This is a genomic window from Promicromonospora sp. NPDC060204 (assembly GCF_042728455.1).
GTDB lineage: Bacteria > Actinomycetota > Actinomycetes > Actinomycetales > Cellulomonadaceae > Promicromonospora.
This window is the reverse complement of the sequence record NZ_JBHWZO010000197.1, coordinates 1-11706: the sequence shown is the minus strand read 5'-3', so window position 1 is coordinate 11706 and position 11706 is coordinate 1. Positions and strand designations below refer to the sequence as shown.

Here is an 11706-nt window from a genome sequence, read left to right as displayed (position 1 = left end):
ACCTGAGCGTCTGACGCGTCAGCGCACCGCTTCGGCGTCGTCGTGGTAGTCCCGGGCGACCGGCGGCATGTGCCCGTCCGTGCCGTCGGCGTACTGGTCGGCCGAGCCGTAGGCCCCGCCGTCGTCCGGCTCGGCGTCGGGCGACGCCTGGTCGAAGACCTGGGCCGGCTGCTCGCCGCGGATCAGCGCGAGCGCGGAGGGCAGGTCGTCGGCGGCCACGAGCACGTCGCGCGCCTTGGACCCCTCCGAGGGCCCCACGATCTCCCGCGACTCCAGCAGGTCCATGAGGCGGCCCGCCTTGGCGAAGCCCACGCGGAGCTTGCGCTGCAGCATGGACGTGGACCCGAACTGCGTGGTGACCACGAGCTCGGTGGCCTGCAGCAGCAGGTCGAGGTCGTCGCCGATGTCCTCGTCGACCTGCTTCTTGGCCGCGGCGGGCGCCGCGACATCCTCGCGGTAGATGGGCTTGAGCTGGCCCTTGACGTGCTCGACCACCTGGTGCACCTCGGACTCGGTGACCCAGGCGCCCTGGACGCGCATCGGCTTGGCCGCGCCCATGGGCAGGAACAGGGCGTCGCCCTGGCCGATGAGCTTCTCGGCGCCGGGCTGGTCCAGGACCACGCGCGAGTCGGCGAGCGACGACGTGGCGAAGGCGAGCCGCGAGGGCACGTTCGCCTTGATCAGGCCGGTCACGACGTCGACGGACGGGCGCTGCGTGGCCAGCACGAGGTGGATGCCCGCCGCGCGGGCGAGCTGCGTGATGCGCTGGATCGAGGCCTCGACGTCGCGCGGGGCGACCATCATGAGGTCCGCGAGCTCGTCGACCACCACGAGCAGGTACGGGTACGGCGCGATCTTGCGCTCCGAGCCCGGCAGCGGCTTGACCTTGCCGGCGCGGACGGCGACGTTGAAGTCGTCCACGTGCTTGTAGCCGAAGGTCGCCAGGTCGTCGTACCGGGCGTCCATCTCGCGCACCACCCAGTCGAGGGCCTCGGCGGCCTTCTTGGGGCTGGTGATGATCGGGGTGATCAGGTGCGGGATGCCCTCGTAGATCGTGAGCTCGACGCGTTTGGGGTCCACGAGGATGAGGCGCACCTGCTCGGGCGTCGACCGCATGAGGATCGAGGTGATCATCGAGTTGATGAAGCTGGACTTGCCGGCGCCGGTGGCGCCCGCCACGAGGATGTGCGGCATCTTGGCGAGGTTCGCCACCACGTAGCCGCCCTCGACGTCCTTGCCCACGCCCATGACCATCGGGTGCTCGGTGCGCCGCGCGGCGCCGGAGCGCAGCACGTCGCCCAGCACGACGGTCTCGCGGTCGGAGTTCGGGATCTCGATGCCGATCGCGGACTTGCCCGGGATGGGCGACAGGATGCGCACGTCCGCGCTCGCCACCGCGTACGCGATGTTGTTGGACAGCGACGTGATGCGCTCGACCTTGGTCTTGGCGCCCACCTCGACCTCGTACCGCGTGACGGTCGGGCCGCGGCTGAAGCCGGTGACCTTCGCGTCGACGCCGAACTGCTCGAACACGCCGGTCAGCGACTCGACCACGCGGTCGTTCGCGGCCGACCGCGCCTTGTGCGGCGGACCCTGCACCAGGACGTCCTCGTCCGGCAGCAGGTACACCGTGTCGCCCTCCAGCATGGGCTGCACGCCCCGCGGCATCGGCTCGGCGTCCCGCGGCGGCCTGGGCCCGTCCTTCTTCGCCGACGACGTGGGCTCGCCGTCCGGCCCGAGCACGCCGGGGCCGATGGCGGGGGCGCCGGTGACCTTGCCGGCGGACTGGCTGGTGGGGATGCGCTGGGTCGTGGCCTTCCCCGTCTTGCCGGCGCGCTGCTCGACCTCGGCGGCCTTCTCGAAGGCCTCGTCGCCGGTGAACCCGGCGAGGCGCTCCTTCTCGGCGGCGATCTCCTGCTTGGTGCGCCGCTTGCGGCGCCTGGGCTCCGGCGTGCCGTCGTGGGCGGAGACGCCGTCCGCCAGGGCGAGCCCGTCCTCGCCGACCTCGTCCGCCTCGCGGTGGTTGCCCGTGAGCCGGTCGTAGAGGCCGCGCAGGCGGGCGGGGATCCGGTGCACCGGCGTGGCGGTGACGATGAGGATGCCGAAGAACCCGGCCAGCACGTAGAGCGGGATGGCGAACCACTGCGTGAGCCCCGTGACCACCGGCGTGGCGAAGAGGAAGCCGATCACGCCGCCGGCGTCCTGCACCGGGGTGAAGCCGTCAACGGGCGACGGCAGGCCGGCGCCGATGTGCACGAGCGAGCACGTGGCGACCACCAGGAAGCTGAGCCCGATCGCCACCCGGCCGTTCTGCTGGGTGCGCTCCGGATGGCGCATGACGCGGAAGGCGAGCCACATGAGCAGCACGGGGAGGGCCACGCCCGCGACGCCGAGCGTGCCCGCGACCACCGCGTGCACGCCGTCGCCGAAGGGGCCGTCGATCCCCCACCACTCACGCGCCGCGACGATGACCGCCACGGCGAGAAGTGCGAAGCCGACGCCGTCGCGCCGGTGGTCCGGTTCCAGTTCCTGCCCTCCCTGCCCTTCCGCGTTCTGTGCGCCCGTGCCCGTCCCGGTGCCCGACCCGTCGGGCGCGGTCCGCGGTCCGGCGGCGCGGGTGGCGCCACCGACCGCGTGTGCCATGCCCATCCAGAGGCCCCGGACCGCCCGGACCGGCCACGGCGGGCGGGACGGTGCGGGCGCAGCCTTGGCGGCCGGGCGGGTAGCCCCCCGGCGCTGTGTCGATCGCTTCGACGCTGCGGCCCGGGGCTTGGCGCTCTTCGCGCCCTGCCCGGAGCTCTTCCCGGAACCTCGCCGGGCCGACGTGCGGGTCGCCATGATGTCGCCACCGTAACCGGCGACGACGGCCCGGCCCAGGAACCCTCGCGGTGTGTCCTGGACCGGGCCGTCGTCCGGTTTGCCCGACCCGCTCAGGCCAGGAGCAGGCCGATCGCGAGCATCACGACGCCCGCGCCGAGGGCCACCGCGCCCACCGGCAGCAGCACGACGGCGCGGTTGGGGCGGGTGCGCCCCTGCCCGATCGCGGAGAGGAAGAACCCCGCGGGCAGAAGGATCGCGGCGCACAGCACGCCGGTCGCTGCGAGCCAGCGGGCGAAGCCGGTCAGGTCCGTCGCCTCCGTGAGCAGCAGGCAGAGCAGACCGAGGATCACCAGCACACCCGCGTGCGCGTGGCCGGCGCGGAAGAAGCTCTTCTGCAGGTCGGTGGTGGGCATCCGGCCGCCGAAGACCTTGAGCAGGAAGAAGCCGCCGGACTCGATCCCGACGACGGTCAGCAGCACGATGCCCGCGGTGATGCGGGCGGGGTCCGAGAGCTCGAGCACGACGTCCTCCTATGGGTTTCCGTTGTTTTGTAACAGTGTTATCAAACATCGTTCGCAAACCGGCGTCAAGGCTTCTAGACTCACGGCATGGCCCGACCCCGACTGCACGACGACGCCCTGCGCACCCGGCTCCTGGAGGTCACGTCCCAGGTGGTCTCGTCCGACGGCGAGGGAGCGGTCACCGTGCGCAAGGTCGCCGCCGAGGCCGGGACCAGCGCGTCGGCGGTCTACGCGCTGCTCGGCTCGCGCGAGGCGTTGGTCGGGGCGGTCGCGGAGGAAGGTTTCCGGCGGTTCGCCGAGCACCTGGCCGCCGTCGGGCAGGGCGACGACCCGGCGGCGGACCTGCGCGACCTCGGCCGCGCCTACCGGAGGTTCGCCCTGGCGGACCCGCACTTCTACCGCGTCATGTTCTACCGCGGGGTGGCGCCGGCGGACCGCGAGCCGGCGGCCGCCGTCGACAGCGCGACGTTCCGCGTGCTGCGCGACGCCGTCGCCCGGGTGCTGCGCGACGCGCCACCCGAGCACGTGGGGACCGCCGCCCTGGGGCTGTGGGGGCTGGTGCACGGGCTGGTGTCGCTGGAGCTGGCCGGGCTGCTGCCTGGCGACGAGGCGGCGCGGGCGGCCACGTTCGACGCGGCCGCCGGGACGGTGGGGTCCGCGCTGCTGCGGGGCTGAGCGCTCAGAGCGGCCGGGCGCTCAGTCCCCCGCCGCGCGCCAGGCCTCGACGTCGGCCAGGTGTGCCGCGACCCGGTCGCCGGGCAGGAACGACCCCTGGAAGGACGCCGCCGCGAGCGCCGCCCGCTGGTCGCGGGTGAGGCCGAAGGCGGCGGTGACGGCGTCGTCGACGTCGTCCACGTAGGCGCCGAAGTAGGGCGGGTCGTCGGAGTTGATGCTGACGAGCATGCCGGCGTCGATCATGGCGGGCAGCGGGTGCGCGGCCAGGGAGGGAACGGCGCGCAGGCGCACGTTGGACACCGGGCAGACGGTGAACGGGACCTGATCGGCGGCGACGCGGGCGACAAGAGCGGGGTCCTGGACCACGGCGATGCCGTGGTCGATGCGCTCGGCATGCAGCAGGTCGAGGGCGTCGCGGACGTTCGCGGCCGGGCCCTCCTCCCCCGCGTGGGCGGTGCGGCGCAGCCCGGCCGTCTCGGCGCGGGCGTAGAGGTCGGTGAACAGGCCGGGCGGGTAGCCGATCTCGGCGTTGTCCAGCCCGATGCCGACGATCGGCGCGCGCATCACGAGGAGGCGTTCGAGGACGGCGAGCGAGTCGGTGACGGGCCGGTCGCGGTGGAACGAGGCGATGAGCAGCGTGGACACCCCGTGGTCGGCGGCGCTGGTCTCCAGGACGCCGGCGATGCCGCCGACGACGTCCTCCAGCGGGACGCCGCGTGCGAGGTGCGCCTGCGGGTCGAAGCTGAGCTCCGCGTGCCGCACGCCCGCGCGGGCCGCGCGGCTCAGGTAGGCGCGGGTGAGGTCGGCGAAGTCGGCCGCGGTGCGCAGCACGGCCATGTTCGCGGTGTACAGCTGAAGGAACGCGCCCAGGTCCGCGAAGTCGTAGGCGGCGCGCAGGCTCTCGGGGTCCGGGTGGGGCAGGGCGACGCCGTTGCGGGCAGCCAGCTCGAAGGTCAGCTCCGGCTCCAGGGTGCCCTCGACGTGCACGTGCAGCTCTGCCCGTGGCGGACGGGACGACGGTGCGCTCGTGGTCATGACGGCAGGTTACGTGGCGGACTTTCGTGGGGAGTGTCAGAGGGCGCTACTAGCATCGCGCCCACCATGACGACGCAAGAGACCCCGACGGATTCACCGCACACGTTCCAGGTCGACCTTCGTGGGTTGGTGGACCTGTTGTCCCAGCACCTGTACGCCAGCCCTCGCGTCTACGTGCGCGAGCTGCTCCAGAACGGCGTCGACGCGATCACCGCGCGGCGTGCCCTCGACCCCGGCGCTCCCGGCACGGTGCGCATCCGGGCGACCGGCACCGACCTGCGGGTCACCGACTCCGGGATCGGCCTGACCGAGCCGGAGGTGCACCAGCTCCTGGCCACGATCGGGCGCAGCTCCAAGCGCGACGGCCTCCAGGAGGCCCGTAAGGAGTTCCTCGGCCAGTTCGGCATCGGACTGCTGGCCTGCTTCGTCGTGGCGGAGACCATCCGGGTGGTCAGCCGCTCGGCCCGGACGCCCGACGCCCTGCCCGTCGAGTGGGTGGCGCGTGGCGACGGCTCGTACACAGTCCGCACCCTCGACGTCGCCGAGCACCCGGAGCCCGGTACGACGGTCCATCTCGCGGCCCGCCGCGGCAGCGAGCAGTGGTTCGAGGCCGACCGGGTGGCCGACCTCGCCGCCGACTTCGGCGCGCTCCTGCCGTACGACGTCCGCGTGGGCGACGAGCCGATCACCGGGCAGCGGCCCCCGTGGGAGGCCGAGCACCCCAGCCCGACGGCGCGCGCCGCCGCGCTGTCCGCCTACTGCCAGGACACGTTCGGGTTCGCACCGCTCGACTCGGTCGAGCTGGACCTGCCGCTGGTCGGCATCCGCGGGGTCGCCTACGTGCTGCCGGGTGTGGTCAGCCCAGCGCAGCGTGGCGGGCACCGCGTGCACCTCAAGGGCATGCTGCTCACCGACCGCGCCGAGACCCTGCTGCCCGACTGGGCGTTCTTCGTGCGGTGCGTGCTCGACACCGACACCCTGCGCCCCACGGCCAGCCGTGAGCAGCTCTACGAGGACGAGACGCTGGCCGCCGTCCGCGACGCGCTGGGCGACCGGGTCCGCGGCTGGCTCGCGCAGCTCGCGACCACCTCGCCGGAGCGCCTGCGACGCTTCCTGGCCGTGCACCACCTGGGGGTCAAGGCGCTCGCCCTGCACGACGACGACGTGCTGCGCACCATGCTCCCCTGGCTGCCCTTCGAGACGTCGGAGGGCGAGCTGACGCTCGACGACCTCGCCCGCCGGCACCGGACCGTGCACTTCACGCGCACGGTCGACGAGTTCCGGCAGGTCTCCGCCATCGCCGCGGCGCAGGGCATGGCCGTGGTCAACGGCGGGTACACCTACGACGCCGCGCTGGTCGAGGCGCTCCCGCTGGTCCGGCCCGACATCAGCGTCGAGGAGCTCGACGCCTCGGTCGTCACCGCGCACCTCGACCACGTGGACCCGGCGGCCGAGCTCGCGCTGGCCCCGTTCCTCGCCACCGCCCGGGCTCGCCTCGACCCGCTGGACTGCGACGTCGCCGTGCGGGCGTTCCACCCGGCGTCCCTTGCCGCGATCCACCTCGACGACCGGTCCGCCCGGCACGAGCGTGCCCGCGCCGAGGCCGAGAGCCAGGCCGACGACCTGTGGGCCGGCATCCTCGGTTCTCTGCGGGACGAGGCGCCCCGCGCCCGGCTCGTGCTGAACCACCTCAACCCGCTGGTGCGCCGCATCGCGGGTCTGGCCGAGCCCGACCTGGCCGGCGTGGCCGTCGAGGCCCTGTACGGGCAGTCGCTGCTCCAGGCCCGCCGCCCCCTGCGCCCGGTGGACCAGGCGCTAGTGAACCGCGCGTTCGGCGAGCTGCTGGAGTGGGCCGCGCCCGTCGTGCCACCCGCCCGCCACGACCGGCCGGGCGACCGGCCCGACACCCAGGAGACCGACCGATGACCGAGATCACCGACCTCGCGATGCTCCAGGAGGCGATCTGGGAGAACAACCAGCGTCCCCACGGCACCTCGCAGGCCGCGGCGGCGGAGAACATCCTCGCCCAGGCCGAGCTCCTCGGGCCCGAGGCCGAGATCAAGGCGGTCTTCCACCTGATCAGCGCCTACGAGTTCAGCGCGGACCGGCACAAGGTGCTGGTCCCGTTCGCCCGCGCCCTGCGGCTGTGGGACCAGGACCCGAGCGTCTTCGACCATGCCGCCACCCACGCGCTGTTCTGGGACTTCAAGTGGGTGACGACGGGCATGCTCGACCTGCCCCGGGTACCGCTCGCCGCCATCGAGAACTGGCAGACGGAGATGGAGCGGCGCTACCGGCTGGCCGGCCACACCGACCGGGCCGTGCGGATGTCGGAGTTCTACATCGCCGACCATGTGGGCGACACCGAGCGGGCGGGGCGGGCGTTCGACGGCTGGCTCGCCGCCGAGCGCGGCGAGATGGCGGACTGCCACGCCTGCGAGACCGCCCGGCAGGGCGAGTTCTACTCCGACCAGGGTGACGACGCCAAGGCGGTCCGGCACTGGGAACCCGTGCTCGACGGCCGGCTGACCTGCGCCGAGGAGCCGCACCGGGCGCTCGCTCGCTCGCTGCTGCCCCTGGTCCGGCTCGGCCGCCTCGACGAGGCCCGGACCAACCACCTGCGCGGCTACCCCATGGTCAAGGGCTCGGAGAGCCTGATGCACTCCGTGGCCAAGCACATCGAGTTCTGCGCGCTGACCGGCAACGAGGCGCGCGCGCTCGAGCTCCTCGCCGACACCCCCGGCTACTTCCAGGCCGACGGCGAGCCCGAGCCCCGCATGGGCTTCTACGCCGTGACCGCGCTGCTCATGGACCGCCTGGTCGCCCTCGGCCGCGGCGACCTGCGGGTCACCGGACCCGCCGGCCGCGCCTGGACCGCCGCCGAGCTGGCCGGGCACGCCCGCACCGAGGCGCTCACGCTGGCGGGCCGGTTCGACGCACGCAACGGCACGACGGCCGTGAGCGAGCGGGTGCAGGCCGGGCTGGACGCCCGGCCGCTGCTGGACCGGCTGCCGCTGGGCCTGCGCGCGGTGCTGCCGGCCGGGGCCGGCGCGTCCCCGGCCGGCGGGGCGCCGACGTCCGGCGTGGCGCAGGGCCTGGTCGGCATGCCCGCGGGCACCGCCGGCGTCGCGACGGAGGAGGCCGACGACGCGGCGGAAGCCGAGGGTGCCGACGGCGTCGACGAGATGCCCGCCGCCGTCCGCGCGGCGCTCGACCGGTACGAGAAGGCCCGGGAGAACGAGGACCTGGCGGGTATGCGAGCGGGCATGTCGGAGGCGATCGACCAGGCCGGCGAGGCCCCGGCGCCCGGCTGGCGCGCGGGCGCCCACCTGCAGCTCTCCGAGGTGCTGGCCGCCGAGGAGGACCTGCCCGGCGCCGTGCACCACGCCTACGAGGCCGTGGCCTGGGCCGACCTCTCCGACCGGAACGTCGCGGTCGTGGCCAGGACCCGGCTCGGCGCCCACCTGATGGCGGGCCGCCGGCTCGACGAGGCGGCACCGGTGCTGGAGCAGGCCCTCACCGACCTGGACCCCTCCCCCGAGGTGCACGGCGAGGGCACCCTCGTGCAGGTCCGCTGGTGGCTCGGCGACTGTGCCGCCGACCGCCACGAACCCGCTGAGGCCGCCAAGCACTGGCTCGCCGCCGCGCAGGTGGCGCAGCACTGGCCGGAGCAGGACGACCACGCAATGCTCGCCACCCTCGCCGCGGAGGCCCTGGAGCGGGCCGGGGAGAACCTGTCGGCGGAGCTGGCGTACGAGCGGGCGGCGGACCTCTGGGCCGAGACCGGTGACGCGCTCCGTCAGGTGCGCACCACCCGCGCCTGGGCGTGGGCCGTCCGCGGCCGCGACGTCGCCGAGGCGGGCCGGATCATGACCGGCGCGACCCGGGTGTGCGAGGCCGCGCTCGCCGACTCGACCGACCCCGACGAGCTCGCCGAGCTGCGGCTCCAGCTGCCCGAGACGCTCGAACAGCACGCCCGGGTGATCGCCGACGAGGACGTGGAGACCGGCCGCTTCGGCGGGCTCTACGCCGGCGCCCTGGAGGAGGCGTACGCGCTGGCGAGCCGCGCCGAGTCCCTCCTGCGGGAGTCCGACGACGTCGCCCGCTGGTGCCGCGGCGCCCTCCTCGCCGCCGAGCTCGCGGTCGAGTCCGGCAGCACCGCGAGCGGCCTGGAGCTGGTCGCGGCCGTGGAGGCGCGGATCGAGGGCGACGAGGAGCTGCGCGGCTTCGGCGGCCACGCGGGCTGGATCCGCGACCAGGTCATCAGCTGACCGACTCGTGGCGCGTCCGGCCGGCATACCCGGTCAGCGGCGCGCCACGACCGGGTGCGGCACGGTCTTGTACAGCCGCACCGAGGCCAGCAGGAGCCAGGCGAACCCGACCACCACGGCCAGCCACAGCCCCGCCACGCCCGCGGTACCCAGTGCTACGCCGCCCACGAAGCCCGCGAGGACCACGACGCCCGCCACCCGGGACCACAGGGCGGCCCGGCCCTCGCCGCGCCGGGCGAACCACGCGCCGAGCAGCAGTGCCGCCACCCCGAGCGAGACGAACCCGACGCCGCCGAACGCAAGGTGCAGGATGCCGGAGGTGCCCGGCGTCGTGGCGCCGTCCTGACCGGGCGGGAACCCGGGCATCGGGTCGGGCGGGAAGACCGCGCTCGCGATCATCGCGACGCCGTAGATCCCCACGGCGATCCCCGTGCCGCGGGCGTGGGCCCGCGCCATGCCGACGCCCGCGACGAGCACCATCAGACCGCTCAGGGCCAGGTTCGTGACCTGCATCCAGCCGAGCTCGCCCAGCATGAGCACGCTCAGCGGGTGCCGCGAGAAGTCGAAGCCGTCCCGGGTCAGCGCCAGGGTCAGCCCGACCACCAGGTAGAACGGCCCCGCCACCACGCCCCAGCCGAGCATCGACCGCGTCACCGCGGCCGCCGTGTCGAACTCCGTCTCCTGTGCCATCTCGTCCTCCCGGGCCGTCGCGCCGGCCTGCTACCGGCGTCGTCCTACGTCGTTGGACGTCGGGGGCGCCCCAAACTCAGCGGAGGCCAGGTCCAGCTGCGCACGCCGGACGCGCAGCACGATCACGGTCCAGGCCCAGCAGGAGATCGCGGCCAGGATCGCAGCGAACACGTACGACTCGCTGACCACCAGCACCTCGTCCTGCAGGACGTCACCCCCGAGCACCCCGCCGCGCCAGCCCTCGGCCGTCCAGGACAGCCAGAGCATCACGAGCCAGCAGCCCCACCAGGGCAGGAGGACCCAGCCCAGCCGACGGCGCAGCGTGGCCCGCCAGACGTCCGAGACCGCGAGCGCGGGGAACCAAAGCTGCAGCAGGGGAACGACCCAGCCGAGCCAGGTCCACACGATCGACAGCCGGAACCGGTGGCCGACGCCGAGGGCCTCGGCGAACCGCCTGCTCTGGTGCAGCCAGAGCGACGCCACGACGAGCACCGCCACCAGGTAGAGCCGCACAGGCAGGTAGGCGGCGTCGAACACGGTCGGGTCTGTGTCGTCGTACGACAGTCCTCGGTCCACCGCGACGCGCCAGGTCTCCTCGGACGCGTCGCCGGCGAAGCCGAGGACGACCAGCCAGGCCACCCAGACCCAGGCCAGCACGATCACCGCGACGGCCAGTTCGGTCGGCGGCCGTCGCAGCGGGGCCGTTCTGGCAGGCTGCGAGGGCGCAGCCGACGGCTCCCACGGCAGCTGGGGGTCGATCACGACCCGTACCCGCTGCCGGCGGCGATGCGCTCCCGCTGGGCGCGCGTGATGTCACGGATGATCCGGATCCACAGGAAGAGGCTGACGATCATCGCGACCGTGGCAACGGCCTCCATGGGAACCATCACGTCGGCGGCGGACTGCGCCGATCCAGGGTTGCCGGCCGCCGTCAGCCGGCCAACGAGGTTCGAGACGCTGAGAAAGACGAGCCACGTGCCCCACCAGGCGCCGATCTCCGAGACGGGTCGCGGCGACGTCGCACGCCGGACGTCGCGCACCACCTGGAACGGGAACCAGAAGGAGACCACCGGCACCCACCAGCCGAGCCAGGCCCAGACCGGACCACGCTTGTGGATGAAGGTCGGGTTGGCGGCCACGGCCGTCGACCGGCTCTGGTACAGCCAGATGGCGGTGACGATGAAGGCCGCAATCTGAACCACGACCGAGAGGACGCCCATACCGTCGTACGCAGTGAACTCGCTGTCGATGGCCGCCTTCCCCGCCTCGGCCGCCCGTTCCATCGCCTGCGCGCCCTGAGGTGCCAGCAGGAGGGACAAGACGCGGGTGGCGGTCCAGGCACAGGCCAGCACGATCGCTGCCATCCCCGGCCCGGCGGTGCTGCGCAGCGGCGGCAGGAGCTGCGGCGGGGGTCCGTACGCCTGGTGCAGAGGCGGCCCGTAGCCAGCGCCGGACACCGGGGAGGCCGCCGGCACCGGAGCACTGGGGTGCGGCGTCGAACCCGCAGGTGGGACAAACGGGTCATGCGTCATGAAGGTGCCTTTCCGCGCTTTCTGGGGAACACCTGAACGCTAGTCACCCCGCGCCACGCCTCCAGGCCAAGAGCCGGGTGAACTTACGCTCGGGCAACCATCGGCGCCGGGCAAGCACGACAACGGGCGGGGTAACGCTGAGGTAGCAGTGCTACCTCAGCG

Annotated in this window: 9 protein-coding genes; 3 read left to right on the top strand and 6 right to left on the bottom strand. The window is 73.7% G+C overall.

The window, feature by feature from the left end:
* Window positions 1-18: 18 nt before the first annotated feature.
* Window positions 19-2838, bottom strand: coding sequence for a DNA translocase FtsK (locus tag ACFWEJ_RS21215; RefSeq protein WP_377231172.1), 2820 nt, complete (start codon window positions 2836-2838; stop codon window positions 19-21).
* A 92-nt stretch (window positions 2839-2930) separates the two neighbouring features.
* Window positions 2931-3341: a hypothetical protein gene (locus tag ACFWEJ_RS21210; RefSeq protein WP_377231171.1), complete on the bottom strand. Its 411-nt coding sequence runs from the start codon at window positions 3339-3341 to the stop codon at window positions 2931-2933.
* 87 nt (window positions 3342-3428) lie between these two features.
* On the opposite strand from ACFWEJ_RS21210, the gene ACFWEJ_RS21205 reads away from it, so the two are divergent.
* Window positions 3429-4016: a TetR/AcrR family transcriptional regulator gene (locus ACFWEJ_RS21205; RefSeq protein WP_377231170.1), complete on the top strand. Its 588-nt coding sequence runs from the start codon at window positions 3429-3431 to the stop codon at window positions 4014-4016.
* Between the two features lie 21 nt (window positions 4017-4037).
* Here the strand turns inward: ACFWEJ_RS21205 and add are convergent, their stop codons facing one another.
* Window positions 4038-5051, bottom strand: a complete 1014-nt coding sequence (add, locus tag ACFWEJ_RS21200) for an adenosine deaminase (RefSeq protein ID WP_377231169.1) — start codon at window positions 5049-5051, stop codon at window positions 4038-4040.
* A 66-nt stretch (window positions 5052-5117) separates the two neighbouring features.
* On the opposite strand from add, the gene ACFWEJ_RS21195 reads away from it, so the two are divergent.
* Window positions 5118-6977: an HSP90 family protein gene (locus tag ACFWEJ_RS21195; protein ID WP_377231168.1), complete on the top strand. Its 1860-nt coding sequence runs from the start codon at window positions 5118-5120 to the stop codon at window positions 6975-6977.
* A complete protein-coding gene (locus tag ACFWEJ_RS21190; RefSeq protein ID WP_377231167.1) occupies window positions 6974-9322 on the top strand; it encodes a hypothetical protein in 2349 nt (782 codons plus the stop codon). Before ACFWEJ_RS21195 ends, ACFWEJ_RS21190 begins: the two co-directional genes overlap by 4 nt.
* A gap of 33 nt (window positions 9323-9355) precedes the next feature.
* Here ACFWEJ_RS21190 and ACFWEJ_RS21185 read toward each other — a convergent pair whose 3' ends face one another.
* The 3 genes from ACFWEJ_RS21185 to ACFWEJ_RS21175 are packed head-to-tail and all read right to left on the bottom strand — an operon-like array spanning window position 9356 to window position 11487.
* A complete protein-coding gene (locus ACFWEJ_RS21185; RefSeq protein ID WP_377231166.1) occupies window positions 9356-10012 on the bottom strand; it encodes a DUF998 domain-containing protein in 657 nt (218 codons plus the stop codon).
* Between the two features lie 30 nt (window positions 10013-10042).
* Window positions 10043-10774, bottom strand: a complete 732-nt coding sequence (locus tag ACFWEJ_RS21180; RefSeq protein WP_377231165.1) for a DUF4328 domain-containing protein — start codon at window positions 10772-10774, stop codon at window positions 10043-10045.
* Window positions 10771-11487: a DUF4328 domain-containing protein gene (locus ACFWEJ_RS21175; RefSeq protein ID WP_377231164.1), complete on the bottom strand. Its 717-nt coding sequence runs from the start codon at window positions 11485-11487 to the stop codon at window positions 10771-10773. Before ACFWEJ_RS21175 ends, ACFWEJ_RS21180 begins: the two co-directional genes overlap by 4 nt.
* Window positions 11488-11706: the final 219 nt, after the last annotated feature.

Bases quoted from the DNA above. Each gene is read 5' to 3' on its own strand.
- ACFWEJ_RS21185 (WP_377231166.1), bottom strand. From the start codon at position 10,012: ATGGCACAGGAGACGGAGTTCGACACGGCGGCCGCGGTGACGCGGTCG.
- add (WP_377231169.1), bottom strand. From the start codon at position 5,051: ATGACCACGAGCGCACCGTCGTCCCGTCCGCCACGGGCAGAGCTGCAC.
- ACFWEJ_RS21190 (WP_377231167.1), top strand. From the start codon at position 6,974: ATGACCGAGATCACCGACCTCGCGATGCTCCAGGAGGCGATCTGGGAG.
- ACFWEJ_RS21205 (WP_377231170.1), top strand. From the start codon at position 3,429: ATGGCCCGACCCCGACTGCACGACGACGCCCTGCGCACCCGGCTCCTG.
- ACFWEJ_RS21195 (WP_377231168.1), top strand. From the start codon at position 5,118: ATGACGACGCAAGAGACCCCGACGGATTCACCGCACACGTTCCAGGTC.
- ACFWEJ_RS21215 (WP_377231172.1), bottom strand. From the start codon at position 2,838: ATGGCGACCCGCACGTCGGCCCGGCGAGGTTCCGGGAAGAGCTCCGGG.